Genomic DNA, 22,451 nt, shown 5'->3' on the forward strand with positions numbered 1-22,451 from the left:
TTATTTCTAATATTTGTTTAATCTTAAACTTTCAATCTGCACGGGCACACGTTGGGTTATGGCACACATCAGCTCATAGCCAACCGTACCCGAACCCGCGGCTACTTCATCAATCGGTAATACTGTGCCGTGAATGGATTGTCCCCACAGCACAACTTCGCTACCAATCTGTGCATCCGGGACAGAATCCAGATCAACTGCCAGCATATCCATACTAACGCGACCGATCGTTTGGGTTCGAATCCCATCTACCAAAACTGGTGTTCCAGTTTGTGTGATTCGCTGATAACCATCCGCATAACCACAGGCCACAATTCCAATCTGCATATCCTGCCCAACTATAAAAGTAGAGCCATAACCGATGCTATCTCCTGCCCGAACCTGCTGAATTGCGATCAGTTCGCTACGCAGACTCATGGTCGGCTTTAAGTTCCAGTGATCAATCGTATGGGTGGGATAGTCAGGTGAACTGCCGTAAAGCATGATGCCGCTACGTACAATGTCTGACTGTATATGCTGATGATGACGCAGAATGGCAGCACTATTACTGAGTGAGGTTTTGCCCGGCAGATTTTGAATGGTTTCGATAAAGACCAGTTGTTGATGTTCAATACCTTCCTGTCCAAGTCGCATGCCATCCGCATCGGAAAAATGTGTCATATGACTGATAGAGCGTACTTGCTGAATATTTTTTAATTCCTGAAAAGCGGAAGAATACTGCTCAGGTAAAAAACCGAGCCGGTTCATTCCGCTATTCATTTTTAAAAAGACATCAAACTGTACGTCTGGCTGTAATTGGACAAAGGTTTTTAACCATTCCAGTTGATGCTGGGCATGAATTGCAAAACCCATCTCATACTTGGCGCAGTCGAACAAATCTTCAAGGCCAAAAATGCCTTCCAGCAACAATAAGGGCTTGTCACAGCCCAAGGCACGCAAACGCTTTCCTTCAGTAAGATCCAGAAAGGCAAAACCATCGGCACTTTTTAATGCGGCATAAACCCGCTCTATGCCGTGCCCATAGGCATCAGCTTTAACCACTGCAAAGACCTGACTTTGAGGTGCGCAGGAACGTGCAACTTGCAGGTTATGTTGCAATGCTTGTTGATGAATAACCGCGTGTATTGGACGTGGCATAAATTTCTTCCCTGAAACTGATAATCCTTAAAAGCTTAAGCAACCTGCTGATAACGATTCAGCGACAAGCCTTCAGTACTAATTTCAGGTGCTTGACCCAGCACCAAATCACTGATCAGCTTTCCTGAGCCACATGCCATGGTCCAGCCGAGCGTACCGTGTCCGGTATTCAGGAACAGATTGTTAAAGCGTGTCGGTCCAATAATTGGTGTGCTATCTGGAGTCATTGGACGTAAGCCGGTCCAGAAACTGGCCTGCGCCATGTCACCACCCGGGAACAGGTCACGAGTGACCATTTCCAAGGTTGCACGGCGATCCTCATTCAGGCCCAAATTAAAGCCTGTTAGCTCTGCCATACCACCGACACGGATACGCTGATCAAAACGAGTCAATGCAATCTTGTAAGTTTCATCCAGCACAGTCGATTGTGGTGCATGAGTCTGATCCACAATTGGAATGGTCAATGAATAACCTTTGACTGGATACACCGGCAGATCCAGGTGTAACGGCTTCAGAAAATCACGGGAATAGCTGCCGAAAGCCAGCACATATCTATCTGCGGTCAACACCTGACCATTGACCAGTACACCTTTAATCTGGTCGCCTTCAAATAGCAGTTTTTCAACATGCTGGTTAAACTTGAATTGTACGCCCATGCCTTTGGCGTAATTGGCCAGTGCATTGGTGAACAGGTAGCAATCACCGGTTTCATCATTTGGCAGATGCAAACCACCCACCAGTTTATCTTTAGCTTCTGCCAGTGCCGGTTCAACTTTGGCTAGCTGCTCACGATCCAGCAACTCAAAATCCACGCCGGTTTCTTTCAGCACTTCGATATCACGTTGCACTGCATCGAGCTGTGCTTCCTTACGGAAAATCTGCAACGTTCCTTTAGAACGGTTTTCATAAGAGATGCCGATATCACGACGTAGATTACGTAAACAGTCACGGCTATATTCAGCGACCCGCACCATACGTTCTTTATTCACTGCATAATGCTGAGCATTACAGTTTTTCAGCATCTGAGCCATCCACTGTAACTGCCACAGACTACCATCGACATTAATCGCCAATGGTGCATGATGCTGAAACATCCACTTCACTGCTTTAAATGGAATGCCAGGTGCTGCCCACGGTGTCGAATAACCAGGAGAAATCTGGCCTGCATTACCAAAACTGGTTTCTTCAGCCGGACCTGCCTGACGGTCAAGGACAGTCACTTCTGCTCCCTGCTGCGCAAGATAGTAGGCACTTGTTACACCAATGACACCACCACCTAATACAATTACGCGCATGACATTACCCTCAATGACATTTATAGTTTATTTCACCAGTATATTTTTGGATCAATAGTGAATTTCACTGTTTTAAACTGATATATTCAGCAAATTCACTAGATTTTTCGCGTCATTTTTAAAAATTAAGGGAATAATAGATGCGTAAATTAGACCGCATTGATCGCATGATTTTAGATATCCTGCAGCGCGATGGACGCATTGCAATCAGTGAACTCGCTTCCCGGGTCAACCTATCTACCACACCCTGTTCCGAGCGGGTCAAGCGACTGGAACGCGATGGAATCATCATGGGTTACCATGCCCGACTCAATCCGGAAAAGCTGGAAAAGAACCTGCTGGTGTTTCTGGAAATCAAACTTTCTGCCAAATCGGGCGATGTATTTGAACAGGTCGCGCGTGACTTAAGTGAAATTCCTGAAGTACTGGAATGTCATCTGATCTCGGGAGATTTTGATTATCTGGTGAAAGCACGCCTAAAGGAAATGAGTGCTTACCGGCGTCTGCTTGGGGATTTATTAAAAAAGCTCCCCTCTTCTGCTTCCTCACATAGTTATGTGGTTATGGAAGAAGTAAAGGAAAGTTCATATCTGGATGTAGGAATCTAATTCTGACAAGGGTTCAAGTGGTAGATACAACAAAACCCCATAAGGGGCTTTGTTGTGAACCGTTTATCTGAATTAGATAAGTTTAAAATAAAATTTTATTAATTTATATTGATGATTATCTAAAACTAGGCAGGAATACGTAGTACCTGACCCGGGAAAATATCATCCGCATTTTTCAGTAAAGGGCGATTTGCCTCGAAAATCTTGTTGTACTGGTTGGCATCACCATAAAATTCTTTCGAAATTTTAGATAAGGTATCACCTGATTTAACCGTATAGAACTTGCTTTCAGGTTCCGGATTCGCCACAGTCAGCTGGTCATCCACTTTAGCGACATGATCAACATTTCCTACTGCTAAAATAATCTTTTCACGATCCGCCTGACTTTGTACCTGTCCGCGTACGGTTGCCAGATCTGAGGTTGAGTTATAGCTGATCGACAATCCTGTAATTGGCAGTCCTAGGCTTTTAACATGGCCTAATAATTTGTTCGCTATTTCCTGTGCAGAAGGTTCAGCCGATGCTGCTTTAGGTGCAGCGGCAGGTGCCTGTTGAGTTGCTGCCGGTGTTTGTTGTGGCTCCGCAGCTGCAGTGTTCTTTTTACCAATGCCTTTTACAAAATCAAAAAGACCCATAGTGGACTCCATTCTTGTTATTCATCAGATCATTCTTATTTGTACAAGGAAAGCAGCAGATACAAAGTTAGTCATTGGTAAGCAAAAGGTTATCGATTGTAAGATCACCCTATATCTATTCTACAGGCACAAAAAAACCACCTTGCGGTGGTTTTTAGGTTCAGCAAAGCTGAAAATCAGCATTAACCAAGTTTTTTAGTAACATAGTCAATAGCAGATTGAACAGTTGTGATTTCGTTAGAATCTTCATCAGGAATAGTGATGTCGAAGTCATTTTCGAAAGACATAACAAGTTCAACTAGGTCTAGAGAGTCAGCACCTAAGTCATCCATGAAAGATGCTTCGTTTTTAATCTCTTCGACTTTGATACCAAGTTGTTCTGCAACCGCTTGTTTAACGCGTTGTTCGATATCGCTCACAGGAATTCTCCTCATTGCTTGTGGCGTTTTTAATGCCGTTAGTTTAATTGAATCTATAAAATTTGGAAAGTTAATACATGTGCCGTTTAGCTCATGTATAAACCACCATTAACGTGAATGACTGTACCTGTAATGTAACTGGCTTTGTCCGATGCCAGGAAACTTACGGCATTAGCGATATCTTGTGGATCACCTAAACGGTTTAAAGCCACTTGATCACTCATTTTTTTGCGAATTTCTTCACTTAACTGTTCAGTCATTTCAGTTGCGATAAAGCCAGGTGCAACAGCATTGACTGTAATCTGACGACTACCCATTTCTTTAGCCAGACTGCGACCAAACGCCTCAATACCTGCTTTGGCAGCTGAATAGTTCGCCTGACCTGGGTTAGCAAAATGCGCCACCACAGAACTGATATTAATGATACGGCCGAAACGTGCCTTAGTCATACCTTTCAGCACACGTTTAGATAAACGATAAACGGCTTTCAGATGGATGTTTAAAATATCATCCCAGTCGTCTTCCGACATGCGTAATAACAGGTTGTCTTTGGTAATACCGGCATTATTCACCAGTACCAGCACAGGACCATAGTTTTGCTCAATATCGCTGACCAGTGCATCAATCGCAGCACCATCACGTACATCTAGAACTTTACCGGCACCATTTTCAGCAAATTGTGCGTTAAGTTTCTCTGCACCCGCTTCAGAAGTCGCAGTACCTACGACAAAATAACCGTCTTGAATTAATTGTTGTGCAATTGCAGCACCAATGCCGCGGCTTGCACCTGTCACCAAGGCAACTTTACGTTCCTGTGTCATGCAATTTTCCCTTCTGCCACCAATACGGTGTTAAGCGCATCTTCCAGACGAGATTGAGTATCTAATGGAAGTGCTTTTTCGATATTCGGTAAACGTTTTGCCATATTGGCCAGTACATTACCTGGGCCACATTCTACAATGTACTCAACGCCTTCATCTTGAAGGAATTGTAGTGTTTTAGTCCATTGTACTGACTCATACAGCTGCTCAGTCAAAGCCTGACGAAGTTCAGTCACGTCCGCAGCTGCTTTTGCGCCTACATTTTGTAATACAGGTATGCGTGGCATCTCAATGGCAGTTTGTTCCAAAGCTGTTGCGAACTGCTCAGCGGCAGGTTTCATCAGTGAACAATGTGAAGGAACTGAAACTGGCAGTGCAATCGCTTTACCGCCATTTTCTTTCGCCAGTGCCATCACGGCTTCTACACGTTCTTTATTACCGGCAACTACGACTTGCCCCTGAGCATTATAGTTGGCTGCTTCAACTGAACCTTCGCCTGCTGCTGTTGCTTGTGCACAAAGCTCGATCACTTTGGCATCATCCAGACCCAGAATCGCCGCCATTGCACCTACGCCTTGAGGTACAGCAGTTTGCATCAACTTACCACGCAGGTTCACCAGCTTGACTGCATCACCCAGACTTAAAGCACCCGCTGCAACTAACGCGCTATATTCACCGAGTGAATGGCCCGCCATATATTTTGGTGCTACCCCACCCAACTCTAACCATACACGCCATAAAGCAATGGATGCTGTTAATAGTACCGGTTGAGTAAATTCGGTTTGATCCAGACCTTCACCCGTCTGTGCAATCTGCCACAGATCAAAACCCACCGCTTCAGATGCTTCAGCAAATGTATCGCGGATACCACTAAACTGTTCTGCAAGTTCAGCGAGCATGCCGACTTTTTGTGAACCCTGACCTGGGAACACAAATGCAGTTTTAGTTGCTTGAGCTGCTTGTTCGAGTTGTTTAGCAGACATAAATAAAATCCTTTCATTCAAGAGGTGCGAATCTTTTCTTAGACCTAAAAATTGGCCGATCAGATCACCTTACCCATTGTGGAGCGCAATTTAACACGTAATTTTGGCTTGGGTAATTGCCAAATACAACAAAAACCGCGACTTCACATGATGACCACAAAACCTATGTATAAAATCAGGCATAAAAAAAGGGAGCTTAACGCTCCCATTTTTTCTACTAAGCTTTAACGCTTAATACATCATCAATTATTCAGCAGATGCTTTAGCGAATAATTGACGACCACGGTAGATACCATCTTTAGATACGTGGTGACGACGATGAGTTTCACCAGTAGTTTGGTCTACAGTTAATGCATTCTCAGTTAAAGCGTCATGTGAACGGCGCATGTCACGGCGAGAGCGACTTTTACGGTTTTGCTGAACGGCCATGATGGCTCCTTACAAATATCGAAAAAATGGATCAGAACAAATTCGATTGTCTTATACGCATGAGTATAACACAAAAATTAGTTAAGTTTACCCTTCAAAGCTGCCAAAACTTCAAACGGATTATCCCGTTTTTCTTCAACAACTTCTTCTGCGGCAGGTTGATGCTTATGCTCACAAACGTCATGCTTAGGAGACAGCGGCATCAACAATAACAATTCATCTTCTATCAGTGCGAGTAAGTCAGCGGTGGCAGGTGCATCATATGAACCTTTCGTCGTTGCTTCACTTTCACCTAAGACGATGAAATCAGCATCCTCATCCAAGCGCTCTATCAGTGACTCATCATCCACAAGAGCTAGATGAAAATCTGAAACGAGTTCGATTTCAACGGTCTCCAGACAACGCTGGCATTCCATTGGAACTTTCGTTTCAACATGACCATCCAACCATGCAATGCGATGATAGGCATCCATTGATAGCTTACAGTCTATGTTAATCAATTGATCATCAATTGATCCAACAGCTTCACGAGCAATACGAACAAAGCGGGATAAAGGCAGTTGACCTGACCATTTAAAGCCCTGTTCAGCCCATTTAAACGGCTCAATCTGTGCCGGAAAGGTATTTGCTGACATAATTAAGGCGGCAATTCTACAAATTCATCAGAACTCTGTCAAAGATTAAGATACAATTTTGTACTTATTTTTAGACAGACCAATTGGGTAATTTCAGTCATGCATCTGTTGCAGCCGCAAACAGAAGTGAATGTTTCATCACTCGTTAGCACACTTTCAACCTCCGATTCTGACAGCTCACTACAGCAAGTGCAACGCTTACCGTGGGCGAATTTATCCTCAGAAGCGGAACAGGTTGATTGGCTCATCTTACACTTTAATCACTGGTTTTCCCACCTAAATGTCACTTTAGTCCGTGGTGAGTTTGAACCGGAGTATTTCCCGGCAACAAAAGATAGCCCTGCCCGGATCCAGTTTGCGCATGGCTTCTTTAATAGTGCCCTGCATGAAATCAGTCACTGGACGATTGCCGGTGATAAGCGCCGTCTGCTACCAGATCTAGGTTATTGGTATGCGCCAGATGGTCGCACCAAGGAACAGCAAGCATTATTTGAGCAGGTCGAAATCAAGCCACAAGCGATTGAATGGATGTTTTCCAAAGCATTTGGCCGTAAGTTCCGTGTGTCCCTGGACAATTTAACCGGCTATGGTGGCGATGGCTCCAGCTTTAAAGATAATGTTTATGCTCAGGTACAACGCTATTTTAGTGGTGAAGCCAAACTGCCACGTGATGCCAAACGTTTCATTGATTGTATCTGTGTCTGCACCCGTGCGGGCAAAAGTTTACAATCTGATGAATTTCAACGTGAAATGCTTGATTAAATTACACAAATCTACCTGTTTGTCATTGTTACTTTATACAAAGGCATTTCATAATAAGTTTAAGGCAGGTTGGGAGGAATATTTATGCTGCATTTACGTGTACACCCGGATAATCCGCAAGCTCGTCTGATCAGTCAGGCAGTAGAACGTATTCGTGCCGGTGATGTTGTGGTTTATCCGACCGATGCAGCCTATGCGATTGGCTGCCAGATCGGGAATAAACATGCGATGGAGCGAATCGCACAGATTCGTGGTCTAGGACCTAAGCACCAATATGCCATTATCTGCTGTGACTTATCCGATCTTGCGACTTATGCCAAAGTCGACAATGCCGTCTATCGTTTGCTGAAAAATAATACACCTGCTGTGACCACGTTTATTCTTCCGGCAACCAGCGAAGTGCCTAAACGTTTAATGCATCCAAAGAAAAAAACCATTGGTTTGCGTATCCCTACCAATCCTGTGTGTCAGATGCTGCTTCAAGAGCTGGGCGAACCGCTGCTCACTTCAACGCTCATCCTGCCAGACCAGACGGATCCTTTAGATGATCCTTATGACATTGAAATGCAGCTTGGTAAGCGTATTGATGTGTTTATCGACAGTGGACTAGGCACATTAAGTACGACTTCTATTGTGGATTTATCAGGAGATCAGCCTGAAGTGATTCGTCGTGGTGTTGGTGATGTCAGTGCTTTTGAATAAATAAAGCTGCTTCTAATGAAGTCTCAGAAGAAAATAAAATGGATTTGTTTTATATCCTCCTGAACCTGAATGAATTTCCTGCCGATCATCTGATCTATGCTGAATTGCCTTGGACACTGGAATCCAAGGCAATATCTATCGATAAAAATTCCAAGCCAGAATTAAATCTGAATATCAACAATATTGAATACTCATACTTTCTTGAGATCGCGATGGCAAGAAAACTTCTACAAGTTTATTCAACAAGCAATGTTTGTCTGGCAGCTACCTGCCAACGTATCATCGAATATGTATTGCGAGAGCAGAATTAAAATAACCTTATCACGCATGCCAGGATTTAATAGCTCGCTGCACGCTCCTGAGTAGATGTACTGACCGCTGGTGCAACCGAAGGAACCTGATTATTCAAACTTGGCATTGGGGGTAACGGATCACCTTCTTTATAATGTTTTAACTGCAAGAAGTTTGGACATTCCGACAGTTTTTGCTGATGAGTTGCAAGTTCAGCACCAAACCTGTTTTTGACTGAAACATGAAAAGTGATTTGATCCTCTTCAAGCACATTCAATAACGCAGTCCGGGCTGTGGATTCCATAGTCCTAAAAGAATCAATAGAATTACAGCTCATAGTTTTGACCATTGCAGTAACACCGTCGGGTAAATCTTTGCCCGTATAAAGCGTATTACGCATATAGAAACGAATATGAGGATACTGGTCCAGTACGCTAAAATCCAGTTTCATGGCCTGCATCACTGGTTTGGCCTGCTCGACAAAGCTGGAAAAGCCGCCAGACTTCAGATTGGTACGCATTTCATTTTCAAGCTGCATGAGCTGATATTGAGGATAGCCCCAGAATACCCCTAAGCCGATGACGCCGATTAACACAAGTATGATTGGCATTTTTATAATTAACCTGATCTATGATTGTTATTTATCAATATTTTTTTGGCTATATTAGTTTATTTTTTAGGCGATAGATAACTGTTTTTTCTTATTTTTATCACATATTTCCTGAGGAGCTTTAACTCAGTCACTATTTAATAGGTGTTGAGAATCTTTTAAAAATTTTCTATATGAAGTTACAGTTTCTTAAGCCACCCAGACTATATTGTATTTAATTTTAGCTAATATGCTGTTTAATATCAGACTTGTGCATTTTACCAAATTAAAAAAATAAAATTTCTCCTAAAATAAATATGGTTTTTTTGCTTTTGAATGCATATCTATTTTATTTAACGACAATTTTCCAGTACAATGCCAACTACTAAATTATGTGCTTTTTCTCCTGACAAGAGCTCGGGGAATAAGCCATTTCATGCCTTTGAAAATTCGCGTGGCTTATAATTGTAATGACTCAAATGCCCCATAACGCTATGGAATCTGCTCCAAACATCCGGGTTCTGGATGAATGGCAAAATACGATTCCAGAGGATCTGTATATTCCTCCAGCAGCGTTTGAAATTCTGTTAGAACATTTTGAAGGCCCCCTCGACTTTTTAATCTACCTGATCCAGAAAAATGGTTTTGACCTGTTGCAGGTTGATATCGCGCCGATTGCCTCCCAATATCTGTCCTATATGGATGCAATGAAATCCCTGAATATTGAATTGACCGCAGATTATATGGTGATGGCAGCCTTGCTAGCCGATCTCAAATCTCGTTTATTGCTGCCTAAACCGAAAAGCGCGGCTGCGGTTGAACAGGATCCGAAACAGGATCTGATTGAGCGTCTGGAAAATTATTTACGGATTAAGCAGGCTGCGGAACGTCTGGGTCAGATGACGATTCTGGAACGTGATACCTTTCAGACCAATGTGCACTTAGGCGAGTTTATCCAGCCCAATGAAGGTCATAGTGCTGATCTGCTGCGCGATGCCTTGCTTTGTGTCTTTAACCGCCCTGAACCGGTCATTCATCAAGTACAACAAGAACCGGTATTACTGGAAGAACGGATTGCCTATATTGAAAGCTGTCTGGAATCCGGTGAAGTCTTGTCTTTTGATCATTTACTCAAGCCAAGTCAGGGACGCATGGGTGTAGTCGTGACCTTTATGGCCGTGTTGGAACTCACCCGCCAGCAAAAAATTCAAATTATTGCCTCAGGCATTGAGGCACCGCTCGCAATTCAAGGAGCACACGCATGACCACAGAACACAATACCTCCTTGTCTGCGGAAGATAATCTGCATGAAATTCTGATGCAGCTGGAAGCGATTATTTTTGCCAGTGATTCCCCTGTTTCCTTAGCTCGACTGAAAGAAGCATTTCAGGATCGCTATAGTAAGCAGGAGCTGCGCCAGTATTTACAGCAACTTTCCATGCTGATGCATGGCCGTTCTATTGAACTGGTTGAAACTGTGCAAGGTTACCGTTTTCAAGTGCGTGTAAAATATCGTAATATTATTGCACAGACCTGGCCTGAGCGACCGACACGCCTGTCACCTTCATTACTGGAGATGCTTGCGGTGATTGCTTATCATCAGCCAGTGACCCGAGCTGATATTGAACAAATTCGTGGTGTCACGAATAACAGTCAGATTTTGCGTACGCTGTTTGACTGGAACTGGATTAAAGAATCCGGCTTTCGTGAACTCCCTGGAAGACCTGCGTTGTTAGTGACAACGCCACAATTTTTAAATGCGTTTGGCTTAAATTCTTTAGGCCAATTGCCTCCCCTGCAGGATGCCAAGGAAGCTTTTATGGCGCTCGATGCGAATGCACCGAAGTCATAAATAGGTGAACTGTTGAATAATTATTTCTAAGGTTATGCTGTCATGAGTGAAAAGTTGCAAAAGGTGCTTGCACGTGTTGGTTTGGGTTCTCGCCGTTATATGGAAGAAGTCATTGCCGCAGGTCGTGTGAGTGTGAATGGGCAGATTGCCCAAGTGGGTGAACGAATCGAACCAGGTGATGAGCTTCGCATCGATGGTCGTAAAGTGCAGTTCCAGATCGAAGACGAAATCCGTCGTCGTGTCCTGATTTACTATAAGCCAGAAGGCGAAATCTGTTCACGTAATGATCCTGAACAGCGTCCAACAGTATTTGACAACCTGCCATCAATTCAAGGCGATCGCTGGGTAATGGTCGGCCGTCTGGATATTAACTCGACCGGTCTGTTACTGTTCACAAATGACGGTGAACTAGCGAATCGTTTAATGCACCCATCAAATGAAATCGAACGTGAATATGCGGTTCGTGTCATGGGTGAAGTGACTCCTCAACTAAAAAACAACATGCTGAAAGGCGTGGTGCTAGATGATGGTCCTGCGAAGTTTGAATCATTCTCTGAACTGGGTGGTGACGGGATCAATCGATGGTATCAGGTGGTAGTGAAAGAAGGTCGTAACCGTGAGGTTCGTCGTATCTTTGAATCACAAGGCCTGAAAGTCAGCCGTTTATTACGTACCCGTTATGGTACCGTGATTCTGCCACGTGAACTTCGTACAGGTCGCTGGATTGAACTGGATAAACAGGATATCGACAACCTGACCAAATCAGTTGAGCTGAAACCGCGTCAAGGTACCGGCTTATTCGGTATGGCGAAACGTCGTAATGAGCGTATGCAGGAAAAACCAATGGCAGCGCGCCGTGGTGGTTACCTGCGTCAGCAACGCCGTGATACCGATGAGCAGCAGCCGCAATACAACAACCGTGAACGTCGCGATGATCAAGGCTTTGGTCGTCGTGAAAACCAGAATGGCACCCAGTTTGCACGTCGTGACAACCGTGAAGACAACCAGTTTGGCCGCCGCGAAAACCGTGAAGGTAATGCACCACGCGGTTTATATGGTGCGAATAAAGGCTTTAAAAAGTTCTAGGCTTTGAAAAAGATAGAGTCACTTCGGTGGCTCTTTTTTTTGCAGGAACAATAATAATGACCTAATTTTATCTATCCCTAGTCTTCTCAATAGAACCCGATATAAAAGGCGGGTATCTCCCTTCTATTTCCTAAAAGTGAATTCTTGTCATAAAAAAATGCCCAGCAATGTGGACATTTTTTTATTTCGTGCTTTAGCAAGTTACTGCGGAATACCCTGAGGAATCGCACTTAACAGACGCTTGGTATAGTCGTGTTGCGGAGACTGATACAGGTCATCTGAGTTGGCAATTTCCACCAGATCACCATGATTTAGCACCATGATCTGATCAGCAATATATTTCACTACTGATAAATCATGCGAAATAAAGATATAACTCAGACCAAACTCATCCTGTAAATCCTGCAATAGATTCAGCACCTGTGCCTGTACGGATACATCCAGTGCGGACACTGATTCATCACAGATCAGGATTTCAGGCTTTAAAGTTAGACAACGTGCAATTGCAATCCGCTGACGCTGACCGCCTGAAAACTCATGTGGATAGCGATAGAAGGCCTGAGCCGGTAAGCTGACCCTTTCTAATAAATCAAGTGCCATCTGTTTACGTTCTGCATCATCCTTGCCAATATGATGAATCTGCATCGGCTCCATCAGGATTTGTCCCACGGTAAAACGCGGATTCAAAGAAGCATACGGATTCTGGAAAATGATCTGGATTTTACGCTGATAGGCCGTAAACTCTTTTTCAGTCATCGACAAGATATCTTTGCCCTGAAACAATGCCTTGCCACCTGTGGCTTGCTGTAGACGCATCAAAAGCAAACCAATCGTGGTTTTGCCAGAACCTGATTCACCAACCAGCCCTAAGGTTTTGCCTTTAGCCAGCTGAAAAGATACGCCTTTCACGGCCTGAAATTCATCTTTGCCAAATAGGCCTTTACGGCTATAGAAGGATTTTTTCAGATCACGTACATCGAGAATGATCTCTTCATTACCTTTTAAACCACGGGAACGTTCCTGTTGTAGCGGAGCGTTCGCATGCAGGTCATGCGCCAGACTATCCTGTTTCATAAAGTCGCTAATCACCGGCAAACGCAAAGGACGGTGCGACAGCTGTGGACGGCAATGCAACAAGGCTTGGGTATAAATATCCTGAGGATTGTTCAGGACTTCTGTCACCGAACCTTGCTCACGAATCTCGCCATAACGCATTACAATGACCTGATCCGCAATTTCACCAACTACCGCTAGGTCATGACTGATGAATAACATCGACATTTGACGGCGCTGACGCAAGGATTCAAGCAGGTCCAGAATCTGTTTCTGGATAGTCACATCTAATGCCGTCGTTGGTTCATCAGCAATCAAGAGTTTCGGCTCACAGGCAATTGCCATCGCAATCATCACCCGTTGCTGCTGTCCGCCAGATAACTGACTCGGATAAGCATCAATCTTGGTTTCCGGTGAAGGAATACCGACTTCCTGCAAAAGTTCCAGTGTTCTTTGACGGGCCTGCTTTTTATTCATGCCCAAATGCAGGCGTAGAATTTCAGAAATCTGCATGCCTACGGTAAACACCGGATTTAATGAGGACATCGGTTCCTGGAAGATCATGGCAATTTCTTTGCCACAGATCTGACGCATTTCACTCGACTTAAGTTTCAATAAGTCCCGACCTTCAAACAGGATCTGACTGTCTTCAGCGACCTTCGAGTTCTCAGGTGCTAATAGTCCCATCACTGCTAATGAAGTCACAGATTTACCACTTCCGGATTCACCGACTAACGCCACTGTGGTATTGGCCGGAATTTCAAATGAAATTCCTTTGACCGTTTCCACATATTGTTTATTTTCACCTTTAAAACTGACACGTAAGTTATCTACGCGAAGTAACGCGGGTGCTGTGCTTGGATTCATTTCAGACATCGCTGCGCTCCTATTTCAGTTTTGGATCTAATGCATCACGTAATGCATCAGTAAACATTGAGAAAGCTGTCACCAGTACCGCCATCGCCACCGATGCCGCAGTCAATTGCCACCATTTGCCTAAAATCAGCTCGCTTTGCGCTTCATTCAGCATACTACCCCATGACACTACCCCAATCGGTACGCCAAAGCCCAGGAAGCTCAGAATCACTTCGGACTTAATAAAGGCCACTGCAAGAATAGACATTTGAACCAAAGCGATATGGCTGACATTCGGGAAAATATGCACGAAGATACGGCGCATATTGCTTACCCCAATGGCTTTAGCCGCCAGTACATATTCACGTGCAGTATGCTTCATATATTCCGCACGAACCAGGCGGAATACCCCGGTCCAGCCAGTCAGACCCAAAATCAGGATAATCGATAAGATCCCTTTTTGTTGCAGTACTGCTGCAATCGCTAACACCAGCAACAGATAAGGAATAGAAGTAAAGATATTGTAGAACCAGTTCAGCACATCGTCGACCCAGCCACCGAAATAACCGGCAATCGCCCCCAGTACCGTACCAATCACCACCGCAACCAGCGCAGCAATCAGGCCAACCAAGATCGAAGTTTCTGCACCTTTAATGGTTTTCAGTAGTACATCCTGCCCCCATTTATCTGCACCAAAGAACAGACTTTGCTTTAATTCACTGCTCTGATCCAGTAACTGACCACCTAATTCCTGATCAATGGCTTTCATATCTTCAGCCAGTGGATCGACTACACCATAATAATCAATCACACCTGCGCCCTGTTCAGCAGCAATTTCTGCTTCCAGTTCTGCAATCACATCTTTTAAAGGATCAACTGGATTAACTGGTACTACGGCAGATTCAGTACTTTGATCTTCACCTGCCGCTCCAGGCATAGACGGTGTATAGATAAAGCTTGGGGGTGCATAACTCACCGCTACTTCTTTATTCCAGTCCTTGGCAATCACACCTGTCATGGAAAGCAGCAACATCAGCAGATAAAACAGCACCACAAATAGGGAGAACATCGCAATACGGTCACGTTTCAGACGACGCAACGCCAGCTGCCATAATCCGGTTGAAGCAGACTCAGGCACTGCTGAAGCATGTTGCTCTTTTTTAAATATCGCACTCAGCATAATTCACCTACTTCAACTGTACACGTGGATCGACCCATTTATAGATCAGATCGGCAATCAGGTTAAATAACATGGTCGCAGCCGCAACATAGACCGTAATCGCTTTAATTACCGGAAAGTCAGAACGTTCAACTGCGATAATCACTTCACGGCCAATGCCAGGAATACCGAAGAAACGTTCAATCAGGAAAGCACCGATCAGTAAAGCCGGAAGTCCCGCCATGACATCAGTAATGATTGGAATCGAAGCATTGCGCAGTACGTGCACGCCCAGAATGCGGCTTTCGCCCAGACCTTTGGCACGTGCGGTACGGACATAATCCTGATTGACTTCATCCAGAACAAAACTGCGGTAGAGACGTAAAGTCGGTGCAATACTCACCACCAGCATGATTAATACTGGCAATAGTGCATATTTGAATAAATTTTCAGTAAAGTTATCGCTCCAGCCCTGTACCGGGAACCAGCTCAGTTCATAAGCCAAGACGTACTGGAATACGATGATATAGACCAGAATACTGATCGACATACCGATGGTACACAGCATCATGATCATGCGGTCAGTCAGTGAACCGCGCACTGAAGCTACCCCAAGTGCCAAAATGATTGAAACAATCGTTTGCAGAATCGTGAGTGGAATCAAAATGGTCAGTGATGGCCCCAAACGCGTGGTAATAATCTGGGATACCGACTCACCGGTACTCCAGCTCACGCCATAATCAAAGGTCAAAATCTGCTGGATGAAAATCCACAGTTGTACGTAATAAGGCTGATCGACCCCGAGCTGCTGACGGATGTTTTCAATCTGCTCAGCATTGGCCATTTTACCGGCCAGGATATAGGCCGGATCTCCTCCGACCCAGTTAAATAACAGGAATATCAGCAGAATCACCCCCAGCATGGTGGGGATCATTTGCCAAATCCTTCGAATAATATATGCCAGCATCGCTTTCCTTCCTTGACTTAATGTCCTGAAATTTCATTAAAGAAAGCTTTGCTGTCCGGATCACGGCCCAGAAAATCCTTAACCATCTGATCGCCCGGCTTTTGTCCGCCTTGTGCTAGTACAGTCTCGCGATAGTGCATGCCGACTTTTGGATCCATCAGATGGTCACCATAAGCAGACAACATATCGAGTGCCAGCACTTCAGACCACATATAGCTGTAATAACCCGCCTGATAGCCACCCATCAAATGTCCGAACTGACCCGGGAATTGCTGACCTGGAACAGAGCCCAACGCAGTTTTACTTTCCATATCCTGCCAGAGTTTTAATGGATCAATACTTTTCGCATCTTTACCGTGCAGGGCCATGTCGTACTGAGCATATAAAGTCTGACGGGCATAATGCAGGCCGCGACCATAATTTTTCACATTCTTTAAGCGCTCGGTCATGGCTTCATCGACACGAGGACAAGCGGGTTCACAGTAGTCTGCTACTTTAGATAAAGTCTCGAAACGGCGCGCCCACTCTTCATACATTTGCGAAGGTGCTTCAACAAAGTCACGCTCTACCGATGTACCTGACTGCTCGGTATAACGGGTCTTCGATAATATTCCGTGTAGCGCATGACCCATTTCATGTACAAAAGTCTCCAGCTCATTACTGTTCAGACCTTTACGGTTGAAGTTGGTCACCAAAACAGAGACCGGACGGCGATGATTTAAACGGCTGCCACCATAAACGCCCCAGACTGCAGCATGGCCATATTTGCCTTCACGTGGATATTTATCGACATAAAGTCCGCCCATAAACTCACCAGTGGCTTTGTCATGCACGGCATAGTATTCAACTTCATCATGCCAGGCTTTGACTTTTACCGGCTTGAATTCAATCCCATATAAATCGGAAGATACGGCAAATAACCATTTTTGCGCTGCTTCGGTCGGGAAATAATCACGCAGTTTTTCCTGATCCACTTTGTATTTGGCCTGACGCAATTTTTCACTCCAGTAACCTTGACTCCAGCGCTCAATTTCTGCTTTTTCCAGCGGAATTTTTAAGGTTTCTGCCTTGAACTGACGTAATTCTTCAACATCCTGCTTTTCTAATGGCGCAACTTTGGCATAGACCTCATCCAGAAAACTATTGACTGCTTCTGGAGTTTTGGCCATGCGATCTTTTAGGGCAACATACGCATAGCTGTCTTTATCGAATAGCTGGGCCAGTTCATAACGCAGATCAATGGCCTTTTTCATGTATTCGAGGTTTTTCTCAGTCCCTCGGCGGGTATAGGCAGTCTGATAGCGTTTACGTGCTTCATCACTCTCTGCCAGCTCCATAAATGGCTGATATTCCGGATAGTCGAAGCCGAGCAGATAATTGCCCTTTTCATTTTTCTTTAAACCGGCGATATAGCTCGCAGGTAAACCTTTCAGCTCTGCAACAGTGAATTCAACTTTTTCAGGGTTATCACGTACATTCTTGGAATAGTCCTGCCCCAGTTTGGTACTTTCTTCAATAATTTCCTTCAGACGCTTCTGTTTCTCTGCGCTGAGTTGTACCCCGGTTTTTTCAAACTGATTCAGAATATCTTTCAGGAATTTTTCATCGACCGGATCTGTGGCTTTCAGTTTCTTGAACTGGGCATACAGTTTTGGACTCTGATACATGGAAGTCAGGTATTTACTGATTTTCAGCTCACAGTCATCTGCTGCCTGACGCAAGGCCGGATCAGGATCGACATTACTATATAAACCGATAGGTGAAACAAAATCACCAATCGATGCCTGCAATGTATCCCAAGCTGCCAGATAAGGACGGGCTTCAGCCTTATTTTTGATTTTCTGGCTTTCAAATTTCTGGATATCTTTTTGCATTTTATCCAGATTGGCATCGCACAATGCCGGAATTTCTGCAGCCTTGAATAAAGGCAAAAGCTGGGTTTGGGTCTCTGCCATGACGGTTTGAGATCCCCCGATCATCGCCAGACAGAGTGTGGTAAATTTCAAGTGTTTTAATGTCATCATCATCTCCAGCTTTTTCTTACTTTTTAGTATCAATATCGATATACATCCATTCTGTAGACAGAATCGGATGGGACTTGTGTCCAATAACATGAGGTTGCGCTAATGCATTACGGTAGGTGCTATACAGCATCATGGTTGGCATATTGACCTCTAGAATACGGGTCATTTTGCGATAAACCAGATCCCGTTCAGGACCCGGTGGCATGCTCTGACTCTGTTCATATAAACGGTCATATTCCGCATGCTTGAAACAGGCATTATTGGTGACATTGACGTTTTTGCCATAGAACAACTGCATGAAGTTGTCAGCATCCGGATAGTCGGCAATCCATGCAGAGCTTTTAAACATGGTTTTACATTGCTTTTCCAGCTTAATGCCTTCAGCAAATGGCATGGCCTTACTGGTCAGTTTGATATGAATATTATCTAAGGTCTTTTTCCAGAATTCGCCCTGTTGCTGACCACGACTGGTATTGGCCGTAATCAGTTCAATCACCAGAGGTTTGCCTTCAGGAGTTCTCCTCCAGCCATCCGCACCGATCTTATAGTTATAGCGATCCAGCAACATGTTGGCTGCCTTAACCGAATAGGGCGTACTGGTTTTATAAGCGGGTGAATAGCCTGCAACTCCTGGCGGAATAGGCATGTGCAGCTTTGCACCATCTCCTTTAAGGAGTACGCTAATCATATTTTCAACAGAAAAAGCCATTGCCATCGCACGACGTAAGGCAATTTTTTCTGGCGTAAAGCCACCTACTACCGGATCTTGCATATTCCAATAATGGTAGTTAATCGATGGCTCCAACATGCGTGACAGCTTGATGCCTTGCTTGACCAGCTCAGGTTTTAACTTGTCACCATCCAATGCCTGCACGACCAGATCGCCGTCGATTTCCACCAGATCCAGTTCATTTTTCTTGAATGACAACATCCGTGATTGGGCTTCTTCAATGACACGCACATCAATGGTGCCGATTTGAGGCATTTTTTTGCCCTGCATCGCACTGACAATCGCCTGGTCTTCTGCACTATTGGCTTTATAATTCCAGACAAAACCACGGTAAGCCGGATTTGGCTTTAAGATAATGCGTGATCCCGGTGTCCAGCGACTAAGTACATAAGGCCCTGTACCGACCGGCTTACTCATTACCCAGCCAGCTTTGTCTTTATACTTTTCAATGACTTCGCGTGCAACTGCGGCAGCTGGACCGTGGGCCAGCAACATCGGAAAGTTCTGATCCGGATTATTCAGCTTGAGTACCAAGGTATAGCGATCTGGAGTCTGAATACCTTCAAATGGATTTTCATAGACTTTGCCATTTTTTTTCGCCATGGCTGTCCATGCTTCCAGCCCTTTGATCCGACCATCCAGCAACCAGCTATTTGGTGAATTAAGTTTTGGATCTAAGAGACGCTTTAGAGAATAGGCATAGTCGTAGGCGGTTAATTCACGTTTTTTACCGCCAAAGACCGGATCATCCGCAAAGTAAATGCCCTTTTTAACTTTAATGGTATAAGTCAAACCGTCTGCACTGACTTGAGGCATATCTACCGCAGTCAATGGCACCAGTTTCGCTGGGGAGGCCAGATAATCATAGGTATATAAGGTTTCGAAAATCGCCGAGTTAATCTTGGCCGAATAACGGTCATGGATATAACCGGGATCGAAACCGGTTTCAGCCGCGGGAAAGACCGTTTTTAAGACTTTATTCGGATTGGCGGGATTGGCAGCCCATGTGGGTGCAGCACCTGCCATCATTAAACTGGCCACTAAAACCCCACTGGCCAGCTTTTTTAAAGCATTTGTATTCACATTCATACTGGTTCTTAATCTTCTCAAGTTATTTTTTAACAGGTTCAATATCCAGATATTGCCAAACTGCTCTAGTCACCGGATGTGCCTTAAAGCCCTGTACCTGTGGGTGAATCAGCCAGTTGCGTACCCGGGTATTGTGCAAAATCCATGGATTATCTGCCTCCATCTGGCGGTTCATCTGCTCATAATATGGAGTACGTTGCTGAGGCGGCAGTTTCATCGCAGTTTGATACAGCGCGTCATAGGCTTTAGAGGTATAGCAGCTCAGGTTACCTTGCTGGGCATTTGGGCCATACAGCAATTGGGCAAAGTTTTCCCCTTCCGGATAATCTGCAATCCAGGCGCCACCCCACATCATATGTTTGCACTGGGTGGCTTCTTTTAAATTGTCGGCAAAGTTACTGACTTTAAATTCAACTTTTACTCCGATTGCATCCAGGTTCTTTTTCCATAGTTCCGCAGAAATAACGGAAGAACTTGAGCTGGTCGAGTTCATTTTCAGAACCAATGGTTTGCCATCAGGCAAGGTACGATAACCATCGGCGCCTTTCTTGTAGCCAAAACGATCGAGCAGTTTATTGGCGAGTAATGGGTTATAGGCAATACTGCTTCTATAATTCGGGTTATATCCGCCCACGCCTTCAGGAAGAATCATTTCAGCTTTAACAGCATGCCCCTTATATAGCTGCTGGATGGCTTCTTTCTGGTTATAGGACAAGGCAATGGCACGGCGTAGTGCAATTTTTTCCAGTGAGTCTCCACCAATCACCGGATCACGCATATTCATGATGGTATAGGTGATTTCCGGTTCTTTATTCGGATAATGCAGGATGCCTTTTTTCTTGTATTCACTTTTCAGCTGCTTATTTTCCAGTGCCTGTTCAGCGCCACTTGCAGTCAGTTTGTCATAGTCTAATTGTCCAGATTTTAAAGCCAGCCAACGTGATTGTTCTTCTTCAATGATACTGATCTTGACCTTGCCGATTTGCGGCATCTGCTTGCCTTGCATGGCTTTAACAATCCGTTGATCCCACTCTGAACCATCCCCCTTAAAGTTCCAGACAAAACCGCGATAATTTGGATTAGCGGTTAACTCAATGCGGCTACGCGGCACATATTTGTGTAACTGGTATGCCCCTGTTCCGACTGGATGCTGACCTACCCGATCGCCATAATGTTCGATGACTTCACGTGCAGTACCAGCAAAAGCGACATAGGCCAGAATGTAAGGAAAGTTCAGGTCTGAACGGGTCAGGGTAATTTGTAAGGTATATTTATCTAGGGCTTTTAAACCGGCAATCGGAGCATCATAGTTAAATTTGCCCGTTTTTTTGGCTTGTTGGATAACTTGATCCGCGCCAAGAATTTTGCCTTCGATAAAGGAAAAAGAAGGCGAATGATTTTTCGGATCCATCACCCTTTGCATGGAATAAATATAATCCCGAGCAACCAGTTCACGCTTCTTGCCCTGAAAGGCCGGATCCGGACTGAAATAAATTCCTGGCTTGATTTTAAAAGTATAAACTTTGCCATCCTGTTTAACCACGGGTAAAGACTCGGCGGTATTCGGAGCCAAAATTGCAGGCCGGGCCAGATAGTCATAACGCAACAAAGGCTCGAAAATGGCCTCAGCCACGCTACCACTATAAAAATTATAGGTTTTGACCATATCAAAACCGTCATCAGGTGCTTCGAAAGCCAGGTTTAAAACTTTATCCGGATGTGCAGATGATTTTGCCCAGGCAGTTTGCCCCGAGCTCATAGCCAAGGCCAAAATCGTCATGCTAAAAAGTGCTGATTTCAAATTTGTACCTATTCTTTATCTTGAAGTTTTATTGCTATAGGAAGTTTTAAATACATCATCCCATATTTGCTTCAATGGATGGGTCAAAGCTGGACAGATGGAATAAACTGAACAAAGCGAATTTCATGCCATCCTTGCAAAAAATAGGGATTTCTTCCTGTTTTTAACTGAAAAAAGTTTATTTTTATTAATTATTTAAAACATTATGAATAACATAATATTTTCCATGAATCATTAATTAAATTTTTATCCTTAAAATTCTCACTAAAGTTCATTTCGCACAAAAATAACTCAACCCTGTTTCATCTTATTGCACTATTGTATACCTTTAGGTAAACAATAAATAAACACAAGCACTTGTATTATAAATATTTTATTTTAAAAAAATATTGTATATTTTATGTAAAAATTATGCACCATGATTAAACTTTATTCAATTTCCCTCTCATTTTTGGACTACTTTCTTATTCATTAAATATTTATTTATTGCTTTCACAGGGGTCTCACTTCCTTCTTTCTTCAGATTCGA

General features: G+C 44.1%; 22 protein-coding genes. 7 read left to right on the forward strand and 15 right to left on the reverse strand.

Going from position 1 to position 22,451, the window contains the following annotated elements; translation table 11 throughout:
• Positions 1–6 precede the first annotated feature (6 nt).
• Entirely contained in the window at positions 7–1,137 is a 1,131-nt protein-coding gene (alr, locus tag ACEWB7_RS03940) for an alanine racemase (RefSeq protein WP_312308147.1), read from the reverse strand.
• Positions 1,138–1,172: 35 nt separating this feature from the next.
• A complete protein-coding gene (locus ACEWB7_RS03945; RefSeq protein WP_005234282.1) occupies positions 1,173–2,432 on the reverse strand; it encodes a D-amino acid dehydrogenase in 1,260 nt (419 codons plus the stop codon).
• Between the two features lie 140 nt (positions 2,433–2,572).
• Between ACEWB7_RS03945 and ACEWB7_RS03950 the strand changes: the two genes are divergently transcribed.
• Complete coding sequence (locus ACEWB7_RS03950) at positions 2,573–3,040, forward strand: Lrp/AsnC ligand binding domain-containing protein (protein ID WP_004783295.1); 468 nt, start codon at positions 2,573–2,575, stop codon at positions 3,038–3,040.
• 125 nt (positions 3,041–3,165) lie between these two features.
• Here ACEWB7_RS03950 and lysM read toward each other — a convergent pair whose 3' ends face one another.
• From lysM to ACEWB7_RS03980, 6 genes are all read right to left on the reverse strand, one after another.
• Positions 3,166–3,675, reverse strand: coding sequence for a peptidoglycan-binding protein LysM (lysM, locus tag ACEWB7_RS03955; RefSeq protein ID WP_004783297.1), 510 nt, complete (start codon positions 3,673–3,675; stop codon positions 3,166–3,168).
• Positions 3,676–3,857: 182 nt separating this feature from the next.
• Entirely contained in the window at positions 3,858–4,094 is a 237-nt protein-coding gene (gene acpP / locus ACEWB7_RS03960) for an acyl carrier protein (RefSeq protein WP_004783299.1), read from the reverse strand.
• Positions 4,095–4,180: 86 nt separating this feature from the next.
• Positions 4,181–4,915, reverse strand: a complete 735-nt coding sequence (gene fabG, locus ACEWB7_RS03965) for a 3-oxoacyl-ACP reductase FabG (protein WP_004783301.1) — start codon at positions 4,913–4,915, stop codon at positions 4,181–4,183.
• The gene (gene fabD, locus ACEWB7_RS03970) at positions 4,912–5,898 is read right to left on the reverse strand and encodes an ACP S-malonyltransferase (RefSeq protein ID WP_175966821.1); all 987 of its coding nucleotides are present in this window, start codon (positions 5,896–5,898) and stop codon (positions 4,912–4,914) included. Before fabD ends, fabG begins: the two co-directional genes overlap by 4 nt.
• Before the next feature lie 246 nt (positions 5,899–6,144).
• The gene (rpmF, locus tag ACEWB7_RS03975; protein ID WP_004783304.1) at positions 6,145–6,327 is read right to left on the reverse strand and encodes a 50S ribosomal protein L32; all 183 of its coding nucleotides are present in this window, start codon (positions 6,325–6,327) and stop codon (positions 6,145–6,147) included.
• 77 nt (positions 6,328–6,404) lie between these two features.
• The gene (locus ACEWB7_RS03980; RefSeq protein WP_004783305.1) at positions 6,405–6,962 is read right to left on the reverse strand and encodes a YceD family protein; all 558 of its coding nucleotides are present in this window, start codon (positions 6,960–6,962) and stop codon (positions 6,405–6,407) included.
• 99 nt (positions 6,963–7,061) lie between these two features.
• Between ACEWB7_RS03980 and ACEWB7_RS03985 the strand changes: the two genes are divergently transcribed.
• The 3 genes from ACEWB7_RS03985 to ACEWB7_RS03995 all read left to right on the forward strand — a co-directional run bounded on the left by ACEWB7_RS03985 (position 7,062) and on the right by ACEWB7_RS03995 (position 8,737).
• Positions 7,062–7,724, forward strand: coding sequence for an elongation factor P hydroxylase (locus ACEWB7_RS03985; protein WP_262738819.1), 663 nt, complete (start codon positions 7,062–7,064; stop codon positions 7,722–7,724).
• 84 nt (positions 7,725–7,808) lie between these two features.
• A complete protein-coding gene (locus ACEWB7_RS03990; protein WP_004783309.1) occupies positions 7,809–8,426 on the forward strand; it encodes an L-threonylcarbamoyladenylate synthase in 618 nt (205 codons plus the stop codon).
• Positions 8,427–8,464: 38 nt separating this feature from the next.
• A complete protein-coding gene (locus tag ACEWB7_RS03995; RefSeq protein ID WP_125278773.1) occupies positions 8,465–8,737 on the forward strand; it encodes a hypothetical protein in 273 nt (90 codons plus the stop codon).
• A 26-nt stretch (positions 8,738–8,763) separates the two neighbouring features.
• Here ACEWB7_RS03995 and ACEWB7_RS04000 read toward each other — a convergent pair whose 3' ends face one another.
• The gene (locus tag ACEWB7_RS04000; protein ID WP_125278774.1) at positions 8,764–9,327 is read right to left on the reverse strand and encodes a hypothetical protein; all 564 of its coding nucleotides are present in this window, start codon (positions 9,325–9,327) and stop codon (positions 8,764–8,766) included.
• A gap of 449 nt (positions 9,328–9,776) precedes the next feature.
• Between ACEWB7_RS04000 and ACEWB7_RS04005 the strand changes: the two genes are divergently transcribed.
• The 3 genes from ACEWB7_RS04005 to rluB are packed head-to-tail and all read left to right on the forward strand — an operon-like array spanning position 9,777 to position 12,244.
• Positions 9,777–10,571: a segregation and condensation protein A gene (locus ACEWB7_RS04005; RefSeq protein ID WP_262738820.1), complete on the forward strand. Its 795-nt coding sequence runs from the start codon at positions 9,777–9,779 to the stop codon at positions 10,569–10,571.
• Positions 10,568–11,158, forward strand: a complete 591-nt coding sequence (gene scpB, locus ACEWB7_RS04010) for an SMC-Scp complex subunit ScpB (protein WP_262738821.1) — start codon at positions 10,568–10,570, stop codon at positions 11,156–11,158. The genes ACEWB7_RS04005 and scpB overlap by 4 nt, the downstream gene beginning before the upstream one ends.
• A 42-nt stretch (positions 11,159–11,200) precedes the next feature.
• Positions 11,201–12,244, forward strand: coding sequence for a 23S rRNA pseudouridine(2605) synthase RluB (rluB, locus tag ACEWB7_RS04015; protein WP_004783318.1), 1,044 nt, complete (start codon positions 11,201–11,203; stop codon positions 12,242–12,244).
• Between the two features lie 201 nt (positions 12,245–12,445).
• On the opposite strand, the gene ACEWB7_RS04020 is transcribed toward rluB, so the two are convergent.
• Genes ACEWB7_RS04020 through ACEWB7_RS04045 form a run of 6 tightly spaced genes read right to left on the reverse strand, consistent with a single transcriptional unit; the run spans position 12,446 to position 21,901 of the window.
• Positions 12,446–14,173, reverse strand: a complete 1,728-nt coding sequence (locus tag ACEWB7_RS04020; protein WP_159123538.1) for an ABC transporter ATP-binding protein — start codon at positions 14,171–14,173, stop codon at positions 12,446–12,448.
• Positions 14,174–14,183: 10 nt separating this feature from the next.
• Positions 14,184–15,332 (reverse strand): ABC transporter permease, encoded by a 1,149-nt coding sequence (locus ACEWB7_RS04025; protein ID WP_034170660.1) that lies wholly within the window; start codon positions 15,330–15,332, stop codon positions 14,184–14,186.
• Between the two features lie 7 nt (positions 15,333–15,339).
• Complete coding sequence (locus ACEWB7_RS04030) at positions 15,340–16,278, reverse strand: ABC transporter permease (protein WP_004783323.1); 939 nt, start codon at positions 16,276–16,278, stop codon at positions 15,340–15,342.
• A gap of 17 nt (positions 16,279–16,295) precedes the next feature.
• Positions 16,296–18,299: a M3 family metallopeptidase gene (locus ACEWB7_RS04035; RefSeq protein WP_262738307.1), complete on the reverse strand. Its 2,004-nt coding sequence runs from the start codon at positions 18,297–18,299 to the stop codon at positions 16,296–16,298.
• Between the two features lie 19 nt (positions 18,300–18,318).
• Positions 18,319–20,121 carry an ABC transporter substrate-binding protein gene (locus ACEWB7_RS04040; RefSeq protein WP_180011934.1) on the reverse strand — a complete coding sequence of 601 codons (1,803 nt, stop codon included), beginning with the start codon at positions 20,119–20,121 and terminating at the stop codon, positions 18,319–18,321.
• A gap of 22 nt (positions 20,122–20,143) precedes the next feature.
• Positions 20,144–21,901: an ABC transporter substrate-binding protein gene (locus ACEWB7_RS04045; protein ID WP_262738341.1), complete on the reverse strand. Its 1,758-nt coding sequence runs from the start codon at positions 21,899–21,901 to the stop codon at positions 20,144–20,146.
• Between the last annotated feature and the right edge of the window lie 550 nt (positions 21,902–22,451).

This window comes from Acinetobacter sp. NIOH-H-8, assembly GCF_046635365.1.
Taxonomy (GTDB): Bacteria; Pseudomonadota; Gammaproteobacteria; order Pseudomonadales; family Moraxellaceae; genus Acinetobacter.

What these genes read in the sequence shown, in the direction of transcription:
- alr (WP_312308147.1), bottom strand. Translation starts at nt 1,137, where the DNA reads ATGCCACGTCCAATACACGCGGTTATTCATCAACAAGCATTGCAACAT.
- ACEWB7_RS03945 (WP_005234282.1), bottom strand. Translation starts at nt 2,432, where the DNA reads ATGCGCGTAATTGTATTAGGTGGTGGTGTCATTGGTGTAACAAGTGCC.
- ACEWB7_RS03950 (WP_004783295.1), top strand. Translation starts at nt 2,573, where the DNA reads ATGCGTAAATTAGACCGCATTGATCGCATGATTTTAGATATCCTGCAG.
- lysM (WP_004783297.1), bottom strand. Translation starts at nt 3,675, where the DNA reads ATGGGTCTTTTTGATTTTGTAAAAGGCATTGGTAAAAAGAACACTGCA.
- fabG (WP_004783301.1), bottom strand. Translation starts at nt 4,915, where the DNA reads ATGACACAGGAACGTAAAGTTGCCTTGGTGACAGGTGCAAGCCGCGGC.
- fabD (WP_175966821.1), bottom strand. Translation starts at nt 5,898, where the DNA reads ATGTCTGCTAAACAACTCGAACAAGCAGCTCAAGCAACTAAAACTGCA.
- rpmF (WP_004783304.1), bottom strand. Translation starts at nt 6,327, where the DNA reads ATGGCCGTTCAGCAAAACCGTAAAAGTCGCTCTCGCCGTGACATGCGC.
- ACEWB7_RS03980 (WP_004783305.1), bottom strand. Translation starts at nt 6,962, where the DNA reads ATGTCAGCAAATACCTTTCCGGCACAGATTGAGCCGTTTAAATGGGCT.
- ACEWB7_RS03985 (WP_262738819.1), top strand. Translation starts at nt 7,062, where the DNA reads ATGCATCTGTTGCAGCCGCAAACAGAAGTGAATGTTTCATCACTCGTT.
- ACEWB7_RS03990 (WP_004783309.1), top strand. Translation starts at nt 7,809, where the DNA reads ATGCTGCATTTACGTGTACACCCGGATAATCCGCAAGCTCGTCTGATC.
- ACEWB7_RS03995 (WP_125278773.1), top strand. Translation starts at nt 8,465, where the DNA reads ATGGATTTGTTTTATATCCTCCTGAACCTGAATGAATTTCCTGCCGAT.
- ACEWB7_RS04000 (WP_125278774.1), bottom strand. Translation starts at nt 9,327, where the DNA reads ATGCCAATCATACTTGTGTTAATCGGCGTCATCGGCTTAGGGGTATTC.
- ACEWB7_RS04005 (WP_262738820.1), top strand. Translation starts at nt 9,777, where the DNA reads ATGACTCAAATGCCCCATAACGCTATGGAATCTGCTCCAAACATCCGG.
- scpB (WP_262738821.1), top strand. Translation starts at nt 10,568, where the DNA reads ATGACCACAGAACACAATACCTCCTTGTCTGCGGAAGATAATCTGCAT.
- rluB (WP_004783318.1), top strand. Translation starts at nt 11,201, where the DNA reads ATGAGTGAAAAGTTGCAAAAGGTGCTTGCACGTGTTGGTTTGGGTTCT.
- ACEWB7_RS04020 (WP_159123538.1), bottom strand. Translation starts at nt 14,173, where the DNA reads ATGTCTGAAATGAATCCAAGCACAGCACCCGCGTTACTTCGCGTAGAT.
- ACEWB7_RS04025 (WP_034170660.1), bottom strand. Translation starts at nt 15,332, where the DNA reads ATGCTGAGTGCGATATTTAAAAAAGAGCAACATGCTTCAGCAGTGCCT.
- ACEWB7_RS04030 (WP_004783323.1), bottom strand. Translation starts at nt 16,278, where the DNA reads ATGCTGGCATATATTATTCGAAGGATTTGGCAAATGATCCCCACCATG.
- ACEWB7_RS04035 (WP_262738307.1), bottom strand. Translation starts at nt 18,299, where the DNA reads ATGACATTAAAACACTTGAAATTTACCACACTCTGTCTGGCGATGATC.
- ACEWB7_RS04040 (WP_180011934.1), bottom strand. Translation starts at nt 20,121, where the DNA reads ATGAATGTGAATACAAATGCTTTAAAAAAGCTGGCCAGTGGGGTTTTA.
- ACEWB7_RS04045 (WP_262738341.1), bottom strand. Translation starts at nt 21,901, where the DNA reads ATGACGATTTTGGCCTTGGCTATGAGCTCGGGGCAAACTGCCTGGGCA.